We start from the raw sequence: 19,993 nt of genomic DNA, 5'->3' as shown, positions 1-19,993 counted from the left end.
TATTTAAGCGAAAACAACACGGCCAACGGCCTGCGGCTGTCTAAAGCAGCGCATACAGGTCGGCCTGATGGGGTTGTTGTGTGAGTGCTTAAAGGAATGCGGGCGGTGCGCGGGAGCGGGCGCCGGGGAAGACCGGTTGTCGGGCGTGACCCAGTTGGGTGCGTTGCGCCAAATAGCCGGTGGGGCGCGGGGCCTCCAGCAGGGTCAGGTCAGCGGTATGGGGCAGCGCCGGGCAACTGAACAGCAGCGTGCAGTAGCCGCACTTCTCCCAGAGTGCGTGGTGCTCATCGGCGGGTTTTTGATGCTCGGCGTGTTCGCCATGCACGTCCATGCGCATGTCCATCGACATGGGCATGGAGGCGTGATGATCCATCGGCATCGCTTGAGAAATCAGCGGCCCGATAAAAATCATCAACATGGCAAACAGGCTTAACCAACTGCCGCGAATCTGCGACGTGGAGTGCCTGGCGCGAACGGTGCGCACCGGAATCAAAAACCTTGGCCGTTAGTGGGCGTGGGCGTGATCCGTGGTAGTGGTTGGTGGCACCTTTTGCACAGAGACGTCAACCGGCACGGCCCCGGCTTTTTCAAAGTTGAGGGTCAGCGGGAAGCGTTTGCCGTCTTGTAGCAGGCTGCGGTCTTTGAGGCCGAACATCATCACGTGATAGGCCATAGGCGCGAAGGTGACAGTGCCTCCAGCTGGGACTTCGACACTGGGCACTTGCTGCATTTTCATCAGATCGCCTTGCATCACGTGTTCATGCAGCTCTGCTTTTTCAGCAATCGGTGTTTCAACACTGAGCAGGCGATCGGCAGTGCTGCCCGCGTTGTGAATCACAAAATACGCGGCCACCGTCGGCGCGTTGGGTGGCAACTCTTGTGACCACGGATGAGCGATATCCAGCTCACCGACTTTGTACTGATGGGCATTGGCAAAACAGGCAGGCAGCAACAAAGCAGCCGCAATCAGGGCGTGCTTGACCAGAGGCAGGTTCAACATGGCAATTCTCCGAAACGATTCAAAACGCAAAGGGGTTGCGAAGGTGAATCAGACCAGAGGTGAGGCGCGGGGGTTGAGGCTAGGCCATTGTTGGCGCGGCGTGGGGCGTTTGAGGTGATCGGGTACAAGGCTGTGACCCTGCTCGATAGCTGCAAAGTACAGCGTGGGAATATGCGCGGGCAACGCCACCAAGGGTGCTGCACCGGAGCAGCACCAGCAATGCTGCATGTTTGAGTGATCGTCTTGTTGCGTGTCACTGCTATCAAACTTGCCCAGCGAGACCTTCACCATCTGAGTGCCCATCGAAGAGCAAAAGCTGCTCCACATAAACTGCTCAACAGGCGCTTGGCGTGTTTGCGCTATGGACGACATGGCGAGCATGTTGAACAGCACTGCGAAGCAGGCGATCCATGCAAATGCTAGCCGTGGTCTGGACATGACAAATTCCGTGAGTGAAGCGATCAGGCGGCTATTTAGCCTGAATGATCGGCGTAAGTAAAAAGGCCGGGTGCGGTGAAGTGTCGCGTAATGAGTATAGCCAAGGTGTTTTCGGATGCGCCCGAACCCTGTAGCAGTCGCCTGCGGCAGCGGCTACAGGTATTGCGCTTGGCGCACGGCCATCAGCAATTCATCAATTTGTACAAACTCGCGCTGCACGGAGGGTAACGCCGGGCGTTTGAGGATCAGCACCGGCACCCCGCGTTCTCGGGCGACTTCGAGCTTGGGCTCGGTGGCGCTGCTGCCGCTGTTTTTGCTGATCAGTACGTCGATGCGGCGTTGGTCGAACAGAGCGCGTTCGTCGTCAATGAGAAACGGCCCACGCGCGCCGATAACGTCACAGCGTTCGTTGCCGGGGTATTGGTCCAGTGCGCGCAGGGTCCAGAACTGGCCTTCGGGGATCTCATCGCGGTGCGCCAACGGCTCGCGGCCCAGGGTGAACAGTGGGCGTTGGAAGGGTTTGAGTGCTTCGACCAGTTGCGCCCAGTCAGCCACTTCTCGCCAGTCATCGCCTGTTTGCGCGATCCACGCGGGTCGACGCAGCGCCCAGCACGGCACGCCACTCAGATCAGCCGCAAGGGCCGCGTTTTGGCTGATTTGCGCCGCATAAGGGTGAGTGGCATCCACAAGCAAATCGATGTGTTGTTCGCGAATGTACTGCGCGAGCCCTTGAGCACCGCCATAGCCGCCGACCCGCACCTGGCAACGCAAGTCGGTAGGCACGCGGCCAACCCCGGCCAGGCTGTAAACGTGTTGCGGCCCGAATGTGCGGGCGATGGCCAAGGCTTCGGTGACGCCACCCAGCAGCAAAATACGCTTCATGAAAAGCCCCCCGCGTGGCCGACGATCCCGCCTTGGCGGTCGATGGCAAACACTTCGACTTGCACCTGCGCAGGCACCACGCTGCGCGCGAAGTTGAGGGCGTGTTGGCACACCGCATCACCGAGCGCGATGCCCTGTGCGCTGGCCATCGCTAACGCTTGTTGGCTGGTGTTGGCTTGGCGAATGGCAGTTTGCAGTTCGTCGCTGGCACCAATGGCCGCCGCCCATTGAGCCAGTTGTGGCAGGTCGATGCTGGAATGGCGGCTGTGTAAGTCCATGTGGCCCGCCGCCAACTTGCTGATTTTTCCGAAACCGCCGCACAGGCTCAACTTATCCACAGGGACTTTGCGCAAGTGTTTGAGCACGGCCCCCACAAAGTCGCCCATTTCGATCAGGGCGATTTCCGGCAGGTTGTAGACCCGGCGCATGGTGTCTTCGCTCGCATTGCCGGTGCAGGCGGCAATGTGCAGGTAGCCATTGGTTTTGGCCACGTCGATGCCTTGATGGATCGAGGCGATATAGGCCGCACACGAGAAGGGACGCACGATGCCACTGGTGCCCAGAATCGACAGGCCACCGAGAATCCCCAATCGCGGGTTCATGGTTTTTAGCGCCAGCGCTGCGCCGTCCTGCACGTTAACGGTGACTTCAAAACCGCCGCTGTAGTGGTGCTCGGTGGCCAATTGCTGCAAATGCTCGGTGATCATTTTGCGTGGTACGGGGTTGATTGCCGGTTCGCCAACGGCCAGTACCAAGCCGGGCCGGGTGACGGTGCCCACGCCTTGGCCTGCAACAAAGTGGATGCCTTGCTGGGCGATGAGGCGCACTTGCGAGTACAGCAGCGCGCCATGAGTGACGTCCGGGTCATCACCGGCATCCTTAAGGGTGCCCGCTTCGGCGCCGTCGTTGATAAGCCGACAGAACTCCAAGCGCATCTGCACGACCTTGCCCTTGGGCAGGGTGATTTCCACTGCGTCGTGACTGATACCGCTGAGCAACAAGCGGGCGGCCGCAAGGCTGGTGGCCGTGGCGCAGCTGCCCGTGGTCAGGCCGCTGCGCAGCGGTGCAGGTTGTTCGCCGGTTTCGTCACGCATCGAGAGGTTTGGTCATATCAAGAAGGGTTATGGGCAAGGCCTGACGCCAGGTGTCGAACTCGCCCAGCGGCTGCGCCTGCGCGATGTGAATGCGCGTCAGCTCGCCGCCGTGACGTTCACGCCAGCTCATCAGTTGCATTTCGCTTTGCAGGGTCACGGCATTGGCGATCAGTCGCCCGCCAGGCTTGAGCTGTTGCCAGCAGGTGTCGAGTACGCCTTCGCGGGTGACGCCGCCGCCAATAAAAATCGCATCAGGGCGTTCGAGCCCTTCAAGTGCCAGCGGAGCTTTGCCACGAATCAATTGCAGGCCCGGCACGCCCAGCGCATCGCGGTTGTGTTCGATTAATTGCTGTCGGCCTTCGTCGGCTTCAATCGCCAAGGTGCGGCAACTGGGGTAAGTGCGCATCCATTCGATACCAATCGAGCCGCTGCCCGCGCCTACATCCCACAACAATTGGCCGGGGAGCGGCGCGAGGCGGGCGAGGGTGATGGCGCGCACATCGCGTTTGGTCAGTTGGCCGTCATGCTTGAATGCGCTGTCAGGTAGCCCGCCGATTCGCGACAGGGGCTGCGCGCTGGCGTCGGCCAAGCAGTCGATGGCGATCAGGTTGAGATCCGCGATGGGCGGGTCGTTCCAGTCATTGGCGCAGGCTTCGACACTTCGCTCTGCCGGGCCAGCCAAGTGTTCAAGCACGCGCAGGCGGCTGGGGCCAAAGCCGCGCTCGCGCAAGAGCGCGGCGATGGCGGCCGGGCTGTTGCCATCGTTGCTCAGCACCAGCAAGCGCACGCCACTGTGCAAATGGGCGTTGAGCGCGGCGACGGGACGTGCCACCACCGACAGCGTGATCACGTCTTGCAAGGCCCAGCCCAGTCGCGCTGCGGCCAGCGAGAAGGACGACGGCGCGCTCAGCACCTGCATTTCGTCACTGGCGACCACCTTGGCCAAGCTGGCGCCAACGCCGAACAGCATGGGGTCGCCACTGGCCAGCACGCAGGTGGGGGTGTTGCGCTGCGCCAACACAGGCGCGAGCGAGAAAGGGCTTGGCCACGTGTGGCGTTCGGCGCGGATACACGCAGGCAGCAGATCAAGCTGGCGCTGGCCGCCAAACACCTGGGTTGCACTCAACAGGGCACGACGTGCGTTTTTGCCCAGACCGCTGAAGCCGTCTTCGCCGATTCCCACAACTGTTAGCCAGGGCGACATGCCAATCCTCTCGTTAAACACCGATTAATGCCTCGATTGCCGGGTTTAAAAGCCCCGCAAACAAGGGCCGCATGATACCCGTCTTGGCGTGCATATGCCGTTGTGCATCGTGGGTTTACGCACCTGCGCCCTACATTCCGTCCGGCAGGCTTTTCATGCCGTTGCTCAAAGCAGGCATAATGCGCGACCTGCAATAGCGCATTGCCTTCTCTGGATAGACCTTTGACCTTGCCACCTCAACTCACTATCACGACGCCTGTGCGACCTTCGGGGTGCCCGGGGTTATTACGCATTGTCCAGGCGATGGACGGTGGCATTTGTCGGGTCAAGTTGGCAGGCGGCTCGATCACGGCCGCTCAGGCGATGGCGGTGGCTGATGTGGCCCAGCGCTATGCCAGCGGTGTGATCGAGGCGACCAATCGCGGCAACCTGCAAATTCGAGGCGTTGGCACGCAGCACGCACAATTGATAGCCCCGCTGTTGGCTGCCGGGCTTGGCCCACGCAATGCCGCCAGTGATGACGTGCGCAATCTGATGCTCAGCCCGAGTGCCGGCATCGACCCACAGGCGGTAATCGATACATGGCCGTTGGCTCGGCAGATTCTCGACAGCCTTGAAACCACCCCGCGCCTGACTGAGTTGTCGGCCAAATTTGCGGTGCAGTTGGATGGCGGTGAAGCGCTGGCCATGCTGGAGCATCATCACGACCTTTGGCTGTGCGCGTTCGACCTTGATGGGCGCAAGCTTCTGGCCTTCGGTTTGGCGGGGTGCCCGGCACACGACGCAGCCGTGGCGGCGGTGCCTGTCGAACAGGGCCATGCTTTGGTGATGGCCGTGCTGACGTTGTTTTTGGATGTGGCTCGGCCTGAACAAACGCGCCTGCGGCACGTGCTCAAGGACGTGCCCGTCGAGCGTTTTGTTGAGCAACTGGCACAGCGTTTTGGCCTTGAATTGATCGCGCTGACGGATTGGCGACGTGATGCACAGGTGGTGCAGCGGCACATTGGCACTTATCCACAACGTGAACATGACCGCGTTTATGTGGGGGCAGTTGCACCGCTTGGGCGGCTGGATGTGCCCATGCTTCGCGGGCTGGCGCAGTTGGTGAGCGAGCATGGCGATGGCACCTTGCGGTTTACCCCTTGGCAAAGTGTGCTGCTGCCCAATGTGCGGGCAGGCGATGCCGTGCGGGTCACGCATCAATTGCGAGCACTGGGTTTGCTCTGTGATGAGACCAACCCGCTGGCGCATCTGGTCGCGTGTACCGGCTCCAGCGCCTGTGCAAAAGGTCTGGCTGACACCAAACAAGACGCGCGCGAACTTGCTGCGAATTTGTTACACCCTCTGAATGTTCATCTGACCGGCTGCCTGCGTTCGTGCGCGGCGGCCCACGACGCGCCCGTCACCTTACTGGCGGTGGCGCCCGGTCACTACGACCTTTATTTACGCCGCCCAGAACAACCCGGTTTCGGTGTTCTGTGCGAGCGCAACCTTACTATTGAAGCGGCGAGTGCCTGGCTTGAGGCCCGCCAACGGAGCAACACCGATGATTGATTACATCCGCGACGGTCAAGAGATCTATCGCAATTCGTTCGCCATTATTCGTGCCGAGGCCAAGCTCGACAGTATCCCGGCGGACCTTGAAAAGCTCGCCGTTCGGGTCATTCACGCATGCGGCATGGTCGACGCCATCGAAGACCTGCGCTTCTCGCCCGGCGCCGGCAAGGCGGGGCGGGATGCCTTGGCCGCTGGCGCGCCGATTTTGTGTGATGCGCGCATGGTGCTCGAAGGCGTGACCCGCACCCGTCTGCCCGCCAATAACAAGGTGATTTGTACCCTCAAAGAAGACGGCGTTGCCGAGATGGCGCAAGCGTTGGGCAACACTCGCTCAGCCGTGGCCCTTGAGCTGTGGCGACCGTATCTGGAAGGCAGCGTGGTGGTGATCGGCAATGCGCCAACTGCGTTGTTTTATCTGCTGGAAATGATCGACGCTGGCGCGCCAAAACCCGCGCTGATTCTGGGCTTTCCGGTGGGCTTTGTCGGTGCCGCTGAGTCCAAGGCCATGCTGGCCGCAGACAGCCGAGGCGTGCCGTTTGTGATTATGCAGGGTCGCCGAGGCGGCAGTGCAATGGCGGCAGCGGCAGTCAATGCGCTGGCAACGGAGATCGAATGATGACCCAGCCAGGACGTTTGATTGGGCTGGGCGTGGGGCCGGGTGATCCAGAGTTGATCACCGTTAAAGCCTTGCGCCTGCTGCGCGAGTCGCCGGTGGTGGCGTACTTTGTGGCTAAGGGTAAAAAGGGTAACGCGTTCGGCATCATTGAAGCCCACCTGCAAGATGCACAAAACCTGTTGCCGCTGGTGTACCCGGTGACCACCGAAGTGCTGCCTGCCCCCTTGTCGTATGAGCAAATCATCAGCGACTTTTACGATCAGGCGGCACAAGAAGTCGAGCAGCATCTGCAAGCCGGGCGCGATGTGGCGGTGATCTGCGAAGGTGATCCATTCTTCTACGGCTCCTACATGTATCTGCACGACCGACTGGCCCAGCGCTTTGAAGCGCAAGTGGTGCCGGGCGTGTGCTCGATGCTGGGCGGGGCTTCGGTATTGGGCGTGCCGCTGGTGTATCGCAACCAGAGCCTGTCGGTGTTGTCGGGCGTGTTGCCCCACGACGAACTCAAGCGCCGTTTGGCCGATGCCGATGCCGCCGTCATCATGAAGCTGGGTCGCAACTTCCATAAAGTGCGCGAAGTGCTGCACGAGTTGGGCTTGGCCGAGCGTGCGCTGTACGTGGAGCGCGCCACCATGAGCAATCAAAAGATCGTGCCCCTCAGTGACGTTGAGCCAATGTCTTCGCCTTATTTTTCGCTGATTATCGTGCCCGGCGAACGGTGGCAAGGTTGAGCCGCCCGGCAGCGGCCATTGTCATTCTGGGCAATGGCAGCCTGGCGACAGCGCGACGTATTCAGCAGTGTTACCCGGCTGCGCGCATTCATGGGCTGGCCACGCGGGTTGATGGCGCAGACCTGACATACAGCGATTTTGGCGACACCCTGCGCCAGTTGTATCAGCAAGACACCCCGATTATTGCGCTGTGCTCTGCGGGCATTGTGATTCGCACGCTGGCGCCTTTGCTGCTGGAAAAAGGTGCCGAGCCGCCCGTACTGGCCGTTGCAGAAGACGCCAGCGCCGTCGTGCCGCTGCTTGGCGGCTTGGGTGGCGTGAATGACATGGCGCGAGAAATTGCTGTCGGTCTGGGCATCTCGCCCGCCATCACCACCAGTGGCGAATTGCGTTTCGGCACCTGCTTGCTCAACCCGCCTGAGGGTTACACCTTGGGCGACCTTGAACTGGGCAAGCGTTTTGTTTCTGACCTGCTGGCCGGCGAGTCTGTGCGTATCGAAGGCGAAGCGCCGTGGCTGGCGCAAGCACAACTGCCACAGGATCAACAGGCGCGCCTGGCTGTTCATGTCAGTAGCGTGGAGCGTCAACCGGTTGCCAACGAGTTGCTAATTTACCCGCGTAATGTGCTGGTGGCAGTCAATGGCGAGGTGCCAGAGTTGGCCCAGTCCATCCGCCAAACCTTGCACGAGGCGAGGCTTGCCTGGCAGTCCTTGAGCTGTGTGCTGGCAGCGGACACCCTCATGAGCAGCGTGACACTGCGTCAAACCTGTGCTGAGTTGGGTGTGCCGCTGCGATTTGTAAATGCGGGTGAGCAGCCATCGCACGTGGGTGAACACCCCCTTGCTTGGCAAAAAGTCAGCGACAGCCTTGCATTAGCCATCGCGCCGCAGCCCTTGAACCCGTTGCACATCGGTCGTCCTCGCGGGCGATTGGCCGTAATCGGGCTTGGCCCGGGCGCCGCTGAATTGATGGTGCCTGCCGTTAAAACTGAACTGGCCCGCGCCAATGACGTGTTGGGCTATGAAACCTACGTGCGCATGGCGGGGCCGTTCCGTGCGGATCAAGTGCTGCACTGCACGGATAACCGCGAAGAGATGCAGCGTGCGCGCCATGCCTTCGAACTGGCCGCTCAAGGGCGTTCGGTGGTGGTGGTGTCTTCGGGTGACCCCGGTGTGTTTGCGATGGCGGCCGCGGTACTTGAAGCGTTGCACGAATCGACGAACCCGCAGTGGCACAGCGTTGACCTAGAGATCTTGCCGGGGGTGTCTGCATCGCTGGCCACGGCCGCACAGGCTGGCGCGCCATTGGGGCATGACTTCTGCGTGATGTCGCTCTCAGACAACCTCAAGCCCTGGAGCATCATTGAAAAACGCCTCGACCTTGCCTGCGAGGCGGATTTGGCGCTGGCATTCTACAACCCGATCTCGCGTTCTCGGCCTTGGCAGCTAGGGCGCGCACTGGAAATCGTCGCCAAACATCGCACTGCGCAAACGCCTGTGGTGTTAGGGCGCGACGTTGGTCGTCCAGGGCAAACGCTGCGCGTAACCACACTGGGTGAGCTGACACCCGATCAGGTGGACATGCGCACGATGGTGCTAATTGGCTCATCGACAACCTGCACCTTCTCGCGACCCGAGGGCGGGGAGTGGGTGTATACGCCGCGCTGGTACGGCGAGAAGCCTTGATTCAATCAACGATCAAATAATAAACCACACCTCAATGGCCCTTAATGGGCCATTGTTATATGTGTCTTTAAGTTGCGTGTGTATGTAGTCATTGCAGTGGTGTGGCGTGGGAAGTTTGCATAGCTAGGATGCGGGAAGTCTCCGCGGCTAATTGCGGTATAGCGCTTTAAACTGTGCGATGGCCCGCATAGGCTATGTACGAAATGTATCTGCACTCGGTTATTCAGGCTTGAAAACAGGCTCTGAATACTCATTTGCAACACGTGAAGTCGTGCACGACTCCGGTCGTTCTTTGACTGTTACCGTCCTGGCTAACCTTTGCTGGAAAACACTTTGTACAAAACCTTATTTGATGGGGTTTATTTTGATGCGGCAGGGCGCGGTAATATTTAGTATGGAGGTAATGTTTTACGTCTTGGTTGTTTGCTACTAGGTTTAGTTCATCGGGCAACAAACAGTCCGGATGAACAATTAACCAAACAAGGTAAATACATATGTCCATGTTAAATAATGATGTTCCAACAGATGAAGAAGCAGCGATTTTTTTTAAAAATATGGTTTTGTCGCCTAAGTCCCGTGTGTCGAGAATGCAGGTGGACTCGAAACTTCTAGCCGGTGCCGGTGGAGATGACTTGATAGGCGAAGAGATTCCAACTGTTATAGGCTTTGCTGATGGAGTTTCGCCAGAAAAACGTGAAGCGCTACAGAATTGTGCGCTTCTTTCTGAAGTCTGGGCGGATGAGCAGTACGATAGGCATGTGGAACCTTTGAAATGGTATCGTCATTATGAATCGACCATGAAAAACTGCGGATGGTTCAGCACCAGTTTTGCTTTTAATGATCATCAGAGCTCTCAAACAAATGTCACGATGGACAGCGTCGTTCTAGATATTGTCAGATTAGTGGCTGGTGTAAATACTGCGGCTGTACTGCCTTTGTTGGGGCGTGTGTTTGACAAAATTAAAAAGAATACTGACGCGATTACGTTGTTTGACAATAATAGTAAAAAAGGCTCCTTGGCCAGTTGCCAAATTATGCCGTGCGTAGAGTCTGCAGGAGGCACCGCTATTACCGTTATTACCGGGATTGAGTGTGCGTTTTCAAGTAATGAGGGCGGGGCTTGGTTTTGGTATTGGAAAACTTCGAATATGAAGATTAAACGTGCCTCGATAGTGATGGAGTTGAATCATACAATTTACAAGCGTCGGGAAGAGATGATTCTAGAGAAGCTGGATAAAATTTCGAGCAGTTTTTTTGATCTGTAATTGAGCTATTTATTTGTGGGGCGGTGCTTCTTAGTGCCGCTTTCTCATGCGTGTTACTTTGGAAGAAAAACATAATGGATTATGAGGCGAAGGTGATGGGTGGGCAGTTGATATTGTTGTCGAAGATGCTGCCAGCAGTAGACAAAAAAGATGTACTTGACTCACTAATGTATTCACAGCTATATGCCAGTCGTGAGGCCGATAAGTTTGAACAGGGTCAAGCCTGGTTTAAGCGCCAAGCGGATGCCCAGACAAACGCAAAGTGGATAACAACTAACACGGGTAGTTATGATGATAAGTTGCCTAAAGAAAAGATCATTACTGTCCAAGAGTTAATGGTTTCTGGAGTGGGTCATGTGGTGGGTGATAAGTTTAATTTGCCAGTAGATTGGGTCGCAAGTGTGCTTTGTGCCTTGGTTAATAATGAGAGTGTCTATCAAATTTTTAGGCAGGCTATAGTGAGGAAAAAGTCATCCTGCAATACAGGAGAGTTAGAGTATATTTCGGATGTGTCAGTGCAGCTTAGTGTTGTGGCAGCGAAAGGCTATATGGCAACTGTCAATACTGTTCTTTCTGTTAGGTTGGATGTCGATGAGAATGTGTTCACGCTTCCTTTTTCAGGGGAGGAGGTTGTAGGCAATATTAAAACTTCATTTTCTTTTTCCGAGTTGGATTTTTCTAAGTTTTCAAGAGTCCGTGAGTCAGTCGTCAAGTATATTAGTCAATTGCCAAGTATGCCGGTGATGGATATTTGTATCCCTTCGCCCACAGTAATTTCTGCTGGTTGAATTATTGTGGGTGTTCAAAAGGCTGGGCTCACGCAAGGAATGTATCATGCGTCAAAAAATTACAGCAGTGGAAATGGCGCTGGCCTCTTTTGGTAAGGCGATAGACGATCAAGTTCGGCAAGATGTCATGGATTTGATGTTGTATGCTGATATTTCTGCTAGCGAGAAATATGATAAAAATCAGCAGGCCAGCAGATGGATGAATTACTACCAGAATCGGATTATAAAATTTGGTTGTACGTTAGAGGCTTTCATTGTTCCCGACATGGTAATAGTGTCGGATTTACAAGGCTTTAACGAGATAGATTTTAAGATGCAGGGCGGTACAGGCTCGGCCGAGCTGGTTGAACTTGCGAATAACTCTTTTTCTAAGCTTCAGATCAACAAAAGAGCAATCGATTTTTTTCGAGGCTATTCGGGCAGTGAACGAACAGTTATGGTGAATATTACATCGTGTGAGCTTACCAAGCAGGGACGGTTACTGTTGTTGTTTTGCGGGGTCATACTGTCGTCTTCAATTGAAGTTAAGCAGTTCTTTTTTGACAGTGAAACATTCTATGATTTGACAGTGCAGCCAAATGGAGGCGCTTTTTTATTCGATCAAGCTAAATATGCCCTCCATCGTGAAGATATTATAAGAAAGTTGGATGAGGCAGCGAGTGATGCTTGGACCCGTTAATTGTCCCGTCTTTCAACTGCTTAAGAGGCATTCAAGGCACCATATACCCTCGCACACCGGTAAATATAATTTGTGCAGCAAGTGCGCACACAAATAACCCCATCAAGCGACTCACGATTTGTAAGCCCTGTTCGCCCAAAATACGTTCAATTCGGTTCGATAAATAAAGCACCACACCAACTGTCAGGCTGGCCAGAGCGATACTTGAAATCGCCATGAGCTTGTCGTCCCAATGCGGTTGGCTGATGCCCATGACCAGTAATGCACCAATGGTGCCTGGGCCAACGGTCAGAGGGATGGTCAGCGGAACGATGGTGACGTCTTGCTGCACGCTGTCGGTTTGCACCACAGACTTGCCCTGCGCCATGCCCAAGGCCGAGATAAACAGCACGCTGCCCGCGCCGATACGAAAGGCATCTACGGTGATGCCGAACACATTAAAAATAACCCGCCCAAACAGGTACAGCAGCACACTGGAGATCAGTGTCGCGAGGGCAACCTTCCAAGCCAGATGGCGGCGCTCTTTTTTCGAGTAACCCCGTGTCAGGCTGATAAAGCACGACAGCACGAAGAACGGGCTGTAAAGCACCAGCATCTTCAAGTACACACTGAACAAAACATGCAGCATGGTCTGAACTCACATCACAGGAGGGCGACGGAAGTCTATCAGGCCATTTGCAGTCTGTCGGCCCGCGTCTATGAAGGTTGTGCCTGAGATTGACGCAGCTCACGTTGCGCGACCCAGTACTCGACCAGTTCGCGCAATTGGGAGAGTTCGACTGGTTTGGCCATGTGACCGTCCATGCCCGCCTGACGCGCCCGGTCTTTGTGCTCGGCCAGAATATGGGCGGTCAAGGCAACCACGGGTGTGCGCACGCGCTGGTTGCTGACTTCCCAGGCACGTAGCTGCTCAGTCGCCGAGAAGCCGTCTAGCACTGGCATTTCACAGTCCATCAACACCAGGTCGTAATGCTGGGACTTCATGGCTTTGAGCGCTTCTTCGCCATTGCAGGCGGTGTCGGGCTGCAAGTTGAGCTTGCCCAACATGCCACGAATCACTTTGGTCGAAATGTTGTTGTCTTCCGCCACCAGAATGCGGAAGTCGCCGGGCACTGAAATGGGAGCTGTCGGAGTGCTGTTGGCGACTATTTGTGCGGCTGTGTGGCCTTTGTTGCGCTGGGTCAGTTCATCGGCCAGCGTGGTTTTGAGGGTATAACCCGCCACGGGTTTGGCCAAAATGCGCTTGATGCCGCAATTGCGCGCAATGATCTTGCTGGGCGCGTTACTGATGCCCGTTAGCATCACCAGCAAAATGTCGTGGTTCAGGCTCGGGTCTTCTTTGATTTTGGCGGCCAACTGCATGCCGGTCATGCCGGGCATGTTCTGGTCCAGCAGCACAATGTCGAAGTAATCACGCAAGTGGGCCTTAGTACGCAACAAGGCCAAGGCCTCTTTGCCCGAGGCTGCCGCGCTCACGTTCAGCCCCCAGGCGGTGCACTGCTGCACCAGCACTTTGCGGCAGGTGTCGTTGTCATCAACCACAAGCACGCGTGCCCCCTTGAGCGGGCTGTCCAGGTCAGACGTTGGGTGCTCAAGCAGTTGTGGGTCCAGCGGAAGGGTCAGCCAGAAATTGGTGCCTTTGGTTTGCCCGGTTTTAATCCCGAACTCTCCGCCCATCAACATGATCAACTGGCGAGCAATCACCAAGCCTAAATGGCCGCCGAGGCGGGTCGCGGCGAGGAAGTTTTTGCTGTGCAGTTCGGCATGCAGCAAAGCGTCCCGCTCTAGCTCGTCTATTGGCTGGCCCGAATCCTGAACGGCAATGCGCAGGCGTGGCGAGTCGCCGCGTTCTTCGAGGGCGACGACGATCAGGATTTCGCCTTCGTCTGTTTTCTTCAGGGCACTTTCGAGCAGGCTCAGTAGCGTCTGGCGCAGGCGCGTGGGGTCGCCACTGATGACGCGTGGCACCTGTGGCTGTATGAAGCTGATCAGCTCGACGTTTTGCTGTTCGGCCTTGGTGCGGAAAATACTCAGGCAGTCGTCGATCAGTGCGTTGAGGTCGAACTGTACGTCGTCGAGTTCGATCTGCCCTGATTCGAGTTTGGAGATATCAAGGATTTCATTAATCAGTGTGAGCAGTTCGTTGCCCGCACTGTGGATGGTTTGCACGTAGTCACGCTGCTTGACCGATAACGGCGTGCCGAGCAGCAACTCGGTCATCCCCAATACCCCGTTCATGGGGGTGCGAATTTCGTGGCTGATTTTGGCCAGGAATTCGGCTTTGGCATTCACTTCGGCGTTACTGGCGGCCAACTCGCGGCTGATGCTGAATTCGTCTTCGGTGATGCTGCGGCTGCGTTCGCTTAACGCAATGCTCATCAAAAAGCCGCTGATACAAATCAGTATCATCAGCGCCAGTACCAGTTCTTGCGGTGCAATCAGGGTTAAGCCCAGCAGCGCAGGCAGAACAATCAGGGTGCCGATATTGAACATCACCATTGCGGCAACGAAGAAACGGGCCGGACCATAACCCTTTTGCCAGTGGTAAACCGACACCAGCAGGATGCTCAGGCTCGCAAGGCCCACAAACCCGTAAGTCATCAAGTTCAGCGGCAAGGTATCGATAAACAACAGCAGCAAGCCCCCGACGCCGATGATCACGATGTCGGCCAGCAGCAACCGGTGCAGTGGAATCGGGCCTCGGGTTGAGAAAAAGCTGTAAGTGAACATAAGCGCACAAGGTGCGCTCAGCAGCAGCGCCAGATACGCGCCGGGAGTTTGCGCGCCGTGCCACTCGGGGAACCAAGGGCCCAGCAGGTTAAGAAACAGCGCTGAACTGGTCAGCAACAAGGCTTCACAGATCGCGAGCCACAAGCAACTGATGGTACGGGTGTAAACAAAGCGCGCCAGGTTGTGCAGCACCAACATCGCCAAGCAGCCAAGCAACAGCCCGTAAAGCAAGGGTTTACCTTGATTGGCCGCCGTCATGATGGCGGTATCAAGGGTGATGTGCGGGCGCAATTGATGTTCTGAAACCAGACGCAGGTAGACGTCCAGCGTGTGATTACTTTGGGGTAACGGCAGCAGGAAGTCGCTGCTGGGCAGCGGTTTATCTGCTTGGGACAGGGCGTTGCCTGTAGTGACTTCATTGATCAGTTTTTGATCATCCAGAACGTAGAGATCCAGACGTGAGAGGTCGGGCGCAAACACACGCAGAACCTGCTCGTGTTTGTCCGGTACCAATTGAAATCTTAGCCACAGCGCTTCATTGGGCTGCGCAGCCTGAAGCCGTGATAGTTCGATAGGGCTGAATTGATTGGACATCCGTGCAGAGCGGACATCGCTCAATTGCAGGTCGCCTCGGGGGTCAGAAAGTACGGACCAATTGCTGCCTTGCGCAGCGTGTACTGGCAGCAAGCAGAGCAGAGTGGTCAGCAAACTGACGGTTAAACCAATGGCGATCCTGAGCCAGCGCACGGCGAAATCCCTTCGTAAATTGATGCCTTGTAATAACTATGCGCGGCGCTGGAATAGTTAGGCAAGGTTTGAGGGCCTTGCCTAACTGCATGGATTGCTTATTCCGAAACGTCGCCGCGTTCACGAGCAATGGCTCGGTAACCAATATCGTTGCGGTAGAAACAGCCGTCCCACTCAATGGCAGCCGCCAGTGCGTAGGCTTGCTTTTGCGCCGCTTCGACCGTATTGCCCAGTGCGGTGGCACAGAGTACACGCCCCCCGGCAGTGACCACTTCACCAGCCTCGTTCAAGGCAGTGCCTGCGTGGAATACCTTGCCTTCCAGCTTGGCAGCAGCGTCCAGACCGTGGATCACCGTCCCTTTAGCGTAGTCGCCAGGATAGCCGCCTGCTGCCAAAACAATACCCAAGCTTGGGCGCGGGTCCCATTGCGCTTCAACCTTGTCCAGCGCTTGGGCCAATGCGGCTTCAATCAGCAGCACCAGGCTCGATTGCAGGCGCAGCATCACCGGCTGGGTTTCTGGGTCGCCGAAGCGGCAGTTGAACTCGATGACTTTCGGGTTACCGGCTTTGTCGATCATCAGGCCTGCATACAGGAAGCCCGTGTAGACGTTGCCTTCTTCGGCCATACCGCGAACGGTAGGCCAAATGACCAGATCCATCACGCGTTGGTGAACGTCAGCGGTGACCACAGGGGCAGGGGAGTAAGCGCCCATGCCGCCAGTGTTCGGGCCGGTGTCAGCGTCGCCAACACGTTTGTGGTCTTGGCTGGTTGCCATTGGCAATACGTTTTTGCCATCGACCATGACGATGAAGCTGGCTTCTTCGCCATCGAGGAACTCTTCGATGACAACACGCGAACCGGCTTCGCCAAAAGCGTTGCCCGCCAGCATGTCGCGCACGGCGTCTTCGGCTTCGGTCAGGGTCATGGCGACGATCACGCCTTTACCCGCTGCCAGGCCGTCGGCCTTGATCACGATTGGCGCGCCGACTTTTTGCAGGTAAGCCAGTGCCGGTTCGATTTCAGTGAAGTTCTGGTAATCGGCGGTCGGGATCTTGTGGCGTGCCAAGAAGTCTTTGGTGAACGCTTTGGAGCCTTCCAGCTGAGCGGCGCCAGCGGTTGGGCCGAAGCAGTCCAGACCACGGGAACGGAACAGATCAACCACGCCGGCCACCAGCGGTACTTCTGGGCCAACAATGGTCAGGGAAACATTCTTCTCGGCGAAGTCAGCCAATTGCTCAAGGGCCAGGACGTCGATCTCGACGTTTTCGCACTTGGCTTCAATGGCGGTGCCGGCGTTGCCTGGTGCAACGAACACTTTAGTGATGCGCGGGTCTTGGGCTACTTTCCAAGCCAGTGCGTGTTCACGGCCACCGCTGCCAATGATCAAAACATTCATTTCAAAAACCTCAAAAATCTGTGGGAGGCGCTGCAAGCCTCTGTAGGAGCTGCGGAGTTCAACGAGGCTGCGATTCTTTTGATCTTAAAAGATCGCAGCCTGCGGCAGCTCCTACAGGGGGAGCGGTGTATCAGTGACGGAAGTGACGCATGCCCGTGAATACCATCGCGATACCGGCTTCATCCGCGGCGGCAATCACTTCGTTGTCACGCATTGAGCCGCCCGGCTGGATCACGGCTGTGATACCGGCCTTGGCTGCGTTGTCGATGCCATCACGGAACGGGAAGAACGCGTCCGATGCCATAACCGCGCCTTGAACCTGCAAACCAGCGTGTTCAGCTTTGATCGCGGCAATGCGTGCCGAGTTTACGCGGCTCATCTGGCCTGCGCCGACACCGATGGTCTGACGGCCCTTGGCGTAGACGATGGCGTTGGATTTCACGTACTTGGCCACTTTCCAGGCGAAGATCAGATCGTTGATCTCTTGCTCGGTTGGCGCGCGCTTGGTCACGACGGTCAGGTCTTGGCTGCCGATCATCTGAATGTCACGGCTCTGTACCAGCAAGCCGCCATTGACGCGTTTGAAGTCCCACGCCGGCACGCGCTCGGCGCTCCACTCGCCGCAGGCCAGCAGGCGCACGTTGGCTTTGGCCGCCACGATGGCACGAGCTTCTTCGCTGACCGATGGCGCGATGATCACTTCAACGAATTGGCGCTCAACGATGGCTTTAGCGGTTTCGGCGTCCAGCTCACGGTTGAAGGCGATGATGCCGCCAAAAGCCGACTCGGTGTCAGTGGCGTAGGCCAGCTCGTAAGCCTGGCGAATGCCGCCTTCTGCGTCGGGGCTAACCGCAACGCCACACGGGTTGGCGTGCTTGACGATTACGCAGGCTGGTTTAACGAAGCTTTTTACGCATTCCAGTGCCGCGTCGGTGTCGGCTACGTTGTTGAACGACAGCTCCTTGCCTTGCAGCTGGGTGGCCGTAGCGATGCTGACTTCAGCTGGCTTGGCTTCAACATAGAACGCCGCACTTTGATGCGGGTTCTCGCCGTAGCGCATTTCTTGAGCCTTGATGAACTGGCTGTTGAAAGTGCGCGGGAACTGGCTACGGCCTTCTGTGCTCAGGGTTGGAGCCGCTTGATTCACGGTGCCCATGTAGTTAGCGATCATGCCGTCGTAGGCGGCAGTGTGTTCAAACGCCTTGAGCATCAGGTCGAAACGCTGTGCGTAGGTCAGGCCGCCCGCCTTGAGGTTTTCCAGTACGTTGGCGTAATCGCTGGCATTGACCACGATCGCCACGTCTTTATGGTTTTTAGCGGCTGAACGAACCATAGTCGGGCCGCCGATATCGATGTTCTCGATGGCCGTTGGCAGGTCGCAGCCTGGCTTGTTGATGGTGGCTTCAAACGGGTAGAGGTTGACCGCTACCAAGTCGATCGGCTTGATGCCGTGCTCGTTCATGATGTCGTCGTCGATACCGCGACGGCCCAGAATGCCGCCGTGGATTTTCGGGTGCAGGGTTTTAACCCGCCCGTCCATCATTTCAGCGAAACCAGTGTAATCAGCCACTTCAACAGCGGCTACGCCGTTGTCTTGCAGCAGCTTGAACGTACCGCCGGTGGAGAGGATCTCGACGCCGAGGGCTTCCAGTTCACGGGCGAAATCAAGGATTCCGGTTTTGTCGGAAACGCTGATTAGAGCGCGGCGGATCGGCAGGCGGGTAGTCTGATCGGTCATCTCGATTTCCATCAAAAGCAAAGGAGTCAGCAAAAAAGGCGGCCCGTTTTACGAGGACGCCTTTCTGGTTTGATTGAATGCTTACAGCAGATCGTACTGTTTGAGTTTTTTGCGCAAGGTGCCGCGATTGAGGCCCAGTAACTCAGAGGCTTTGGTTTGGTTGCCCTTAACGTAGTTCATGACGCATTCGAGCAAAGGGGCTTCGACTTCGGAAAGCACCAGGTTGTACACGTCCGTGACTTCTGCGCCCTCCAGGTGGGCGAAATAATTGTGCAGCGCCTTTTCGACACTGCCACGAAGGGTCTGACCTTCTTCGCTCGGTGTATTGAGGTGCTGTTTCAGGTTGACGTTGTCGCTCACGGGCGTTGTTCCACTCACTAATGTCTCGGTCATCATCGTCATGCGGCCACCCATCCTTCGTCCCCTGTCCCCAGGCTCTTGTGTCGTTCGGCGAAAAACGCCTGAACGTTGGCGCATTGTGCTTCCGTATCTTCTAAACGATTGAAGTGGGCGCGGAACTCCTTGGCGCCCGGCAAGGTTGCGAGATACCAACCAACATGCTTGCGGGCAATACGTACCCCCAATACCTCCCCATAGAAGGTGTGCAATGCGGCCAGATGCTCTAGCAGAATACGTTCCACTTCGCTCATTTCCGGTGCTGGCAACAGATGGCCGGTACTCAGAAAGTGATCAATTTCGCGGAAAATCCAGGGCCGCCCTTGAGCCGCCCTGCCAATCAATAGTCCGTCAGCGCCAGTCGCTTGCAGCACGTGCTGGGCCTTGCGGGGTGAATCTATATCGCCGTTGGCAAACACCGGAATCGACACGGCCTGCTTGATGGCGGCAATGGTGTCGTACTCGGCTTCGCCGGTGTACAGGTCGGCACGGGTTCTGCCATGCACAGCCAGTGCTGTGATCCCGGCTTGTTCGGCAATTTTTGCTACCGTGAGGCCGTTTTTGTTGTCCCGGTCCCAACCGGTGCGGATCTTCAAGGTGACCGGCACATCAACCGCAGCCACAACGGCTTGCAGGATCTCGTTCACCAATGCTTCGTCTTTCAATAACGCGGAGCCCGCGGCCTTGTTGCAGACCTTTTTTGCCGGGCAACCCATGTTGATGTCAATAATCTGTGCGCCCAGTTCCACGTTGGCCCTGGCGGCGTCTGCCAGCATTTGCGCATCACCGCCAGCGATCTGTACCGAGCGAGGCTCGGGATCACCGTCGTGGATCATACGCAGGCGCGATTTGCGACTGTTCCATAGGCTCATGTCGCTGGTGACCATTTCCGAAACAACCAAGCCCGCACCCATGCGTCGGCAAAGCTGACGAAAGGGCTGGTCGGTGACGCCTGCCATCGGGGCAAGAATCAAACCGTTGTGCAATGTATATGGACCGATGCGTACCGCCGACATAGGACTTCCCTGTTGTGGGGCCGGATCTGG

General features: G+C 56.9%; 19 protein-coding genes. 7 read left to right on the top strand and 12 right to left on the bottom strand.

Annotation, left to right across the window (positions count from 1 at the left end):
- Positions 1 to 88: 88 nt before the first annotated feature.
- The 6 genes from ACZRJQ_RS17550 to cbiE all read right to left on the bottom strand — a co-directional run bounded on the left by ACZRJQ_RS17550 (position 89) and on the right by cbiE (position 4,618).
- Positions 89 to 493, bottom strand: coding sequence for a DUF2946 domain-containing protein (locus tag ACZRJQ_RS17550; protein WP_463979593.1), 405 nt, complete (start codon positions 491 to 493; stop codon positions 89 to 91).
- A gap of 12 nt (positions 494 to 505) precedes the next feature.
- Entirely contained in the window at positions 506 to 1,000 is a 495-nt protein-coding gene (locus ACZRJQ_RS17545) for a copper chaperone PCu(A)C (RefSeq protein WP_463979592.1), read from the bottom strand.
- 48 nt (positions 1,001 to 1,048) lie between these two features.
- Positions 1,049 to 1,438, bottom strand: coding sequence for a DUF2946 domain-containing protein (locus ACZRJQ_RS17540; RefSeq protein WP_463979591.1), 390 nt, complete (start codon positions 1,436 to 1,438; stop codon positions 1,049 to 1,051).
- Positions 1,439 to 1,591: 153 nt separating this feature from the next.
- On the bottom strand, positions 1,592 to 2,320 hold the full coding sequence (locus ACZRJQ_RS17535; protein ID WP_463979590.1) for a cobalt-precorrin-6A reductase: 729 nt from the start codon (positions 2,318 to 2,320) through the stop codon (positions 1,592 to 1,594).
- Positions 2,317 to 3,414, bottom strand: a complete 1,098-nt coding sequence (locus ACZRJQ_RS17530) for a cobalt-precorrin-5B (C(1))-methyltransferase (RefSeq protein ID WP_463979589.1) — start codon at positions 3,412 to 3,414, stop codon at positions 2,317 to 2,319. Before ACZRJQ_RS17530 ends, ACZRJQ_RS17535 begins: the two co-directional genes overlap by 4 nt.
- Complete coding sequence (cbiE, locus tag ACZRJQ_RS17525) at positions 3,407 to 4,618, bottom strand: precorrin-6y C5,15-methyltransferase (decarboxylating) subunit CbiE (RefSeq protein ID WP_463979588.1); 1,212 nt, start codon at positions 4,616 to 4,618, stop codon at positions 3,407 to 3,409. The genes ACZRJQ_RS17530 and cbiE overlap by 8 nt, the downstream gene beginning before the upstream one ends.
- Before the next feature lie 246 nt (positions 4,619 to 4,864).
- On the opposite strand from cbiE, the gene cobG reads away from it, so the two are divergent.
- From cobG to ACZRJQ_RS17490, 7 genes are all read left to right on the top strand, one after another.
- Positions 4,865 to 6,172 (top strand): precorrin-3B synthase, encoded by a 1,308-nt coding sequence (cobG, locus tag ACZRJQ_RS17520; RefSeq protein ID WP_463979642.1) that lies wholly within the window; start codon positions 4,865 to 4,867, stop codon positions 6,170 to 6,172.
- Positions 6,165 to 6,791, top strand: a complete 627-nt coding sequence (locus tag ACZRJQ_RS17515) for a precorrin-8X methylmutase (RefSeq protein WP_463979587.1) — start codon at positions 6,165 to 6,167, stop codon at positions 6,789 to 6,791. The genes cobG and ACZRJQ_RS17515 overlap by 8 nt, the downstream gene beginning before the upstream one ends.
- Positions 6,788 to 7,522 (top strand): precorrin-2 C(20)-methyltransferase, encoded by a 735-nt coding sequence (locus ACZRJQ_RS17510; protein WP_463979586.1) that lies wholly within the window; start codon positions 6,788 to 6,790, stop codon positions 7,520 to 7,522. Before ACZRJQ_RS17515 ends, ACZRJQ_RS17510 begins: the two co-directional genes overlap by 4 nt.
- Positions 7,519 to 9,207, top strand: a complete 1,689-nt coding sequence (gene cobJ / locus ACZRJQ_RS17505; protein WP_463979585.1) for a precorrin-3B C(17)-methyltransferase — start codon at positions 7,519 to 7,521, stop codon at positions 9,205 to 9,207. Before ACZRJQ_RS17510 ends, cobJ begins: the two co-directional genes overlap by 4 nt.
- Positions 9,208 to 9,701: 494 nt before the next feature.
- Entirely contained in the window at positions 9,702 to 10,472 is a 771-nt protein-coding gene (locus tag ACZRJQ_RS17500; RefSeq protein ID WP_463979584.1) for a hypothetical protein, read from the top strand.
- 74 nt (positions 10,473 to 10,546) lie between these two features.
- Positions 10,547 to 11,260 (top strand): hypothetical protein, encoded by a 714-nt coding sequence (locus tag ACZRJQ_RS17495; RefSeq protein ID WP_463979583.1) that lies wholly within the window; start codon positions 10,547 to 10,549, stop codon positions 11,258 to 11,260.
- Between the two features lie 46 nt (positions 11,261 to 11,306).
- Complete coding sequence (locus ACZRJQ_RS17490) at positions 11,307 to 11,939, top strand: hypothetical protein (RefSeq protein ID WP_463979582.1); 633 nt, start codon at positions 11,307 to 11,309, stop codon at positions 11,937 to 11,939.
- A gap of 31 nt (positions 11,940 to 11,970) precedes the next feature.
- Here the strand turns inward: ACZRJQ_RS17490 and ACZRJQ_RS17485 are convergent, their stop codons facing one another.
- From ACZRJQ_RS17485 to dusB, 6 genes are all read right to left on the bottom strand, one after another.
- On the bottom strand, positions 11,971 to 12,567 hold the full coding sequence (locus ACZRJQ_RS17485) for a MarC family protein (RefSeq protein ID WP_463979581.1): 597 nt from the start codon (positions 12,565 to 12,567) through the stop codon (positions 11,971 to 11,973).
- Positions 12,568 to 12,635: 68 nt separating this feature from the next.
- Positions 12,636 to 15,416 carry a hybrid sensor histidine kinase/response regulator gene (locus ACZRJQ_RS17480; protein WP_463979580.1) on the bottom strand — a complete coding sequence of 927 codons (2,781 nt, stop codon included), beginning with the start codon at positions 15,414 to 15,416 and terminating at the stop codon, positions 12,636 to 12,638.
- 98 nt (positions 15,417 to 15,514) lie between these two features.
- Positions 15,515 to 16,813 (bottom strand): phosphoribosylamine--glycine ligase, encoded by a 1,299-nt coding sequence (gene purD / locus ACZRJQ_RS17475; RefSeq protein ID WP_463979579.1) that lies wholly within the window; start codon positions 16,811 to 16,813, stop codon positions 15,515 to 15,517.
- 130 nt (positions 16,814 to 16,943) lie between these two features.
- Positions 16,944 to 18,551: a bifunctional phosphoribosylaminoimidazolecarboxamide formyltransferase/IMP cyclohydrolase gene (gene purH, locus ACZRJQ_RS17470; protein WP_463979578.1), complete on the bottom strand. Its 1,608-nt coding sequence runs from the start codon at positions 18,549 to 18,551 to the stop codon at positions 16,944 to 16,946.
- 81 nt (positions 18,552 to 18,632) lie between these two features.
- Positions 18,633 to 18,953, bottom strand: coding sequence for a DNA-binding transcriptional regulator Fis (fis, locus tag ACZRJQ_RS17465; protein WP_003439210.1), 321 nt, complete (start codon positions 18,951 to 18,953; stop codon positions 18,633 to 18,635).
- Positions 18,950 to 19,963 (bottom strand): tRNA dihydrouridine synthase DusB, encoded by a 1,014-nt coding sequence (gene dusB / locus ACZRJQ_RS17460; protein WP_463979577.1) that lies wholly within the window; start codon positions 19,961 to 19,963, stop codon positions 18,950 to 18,952. Before dusB ends, fis begins: the two co-directional genes overlap by 4 nt.
- Between the last annotated feature and the right edge of the window lie 30 nt (positions 19,964 to 19,993).

This window comes from Pseudomonas sp. E315, assembly GCF_055406205.1.
The sequence above is the reverse complement of the archived record's forward strand: the minus strand, read 5'-3'. Positions and strand labels throughout refer to the sequence as shown.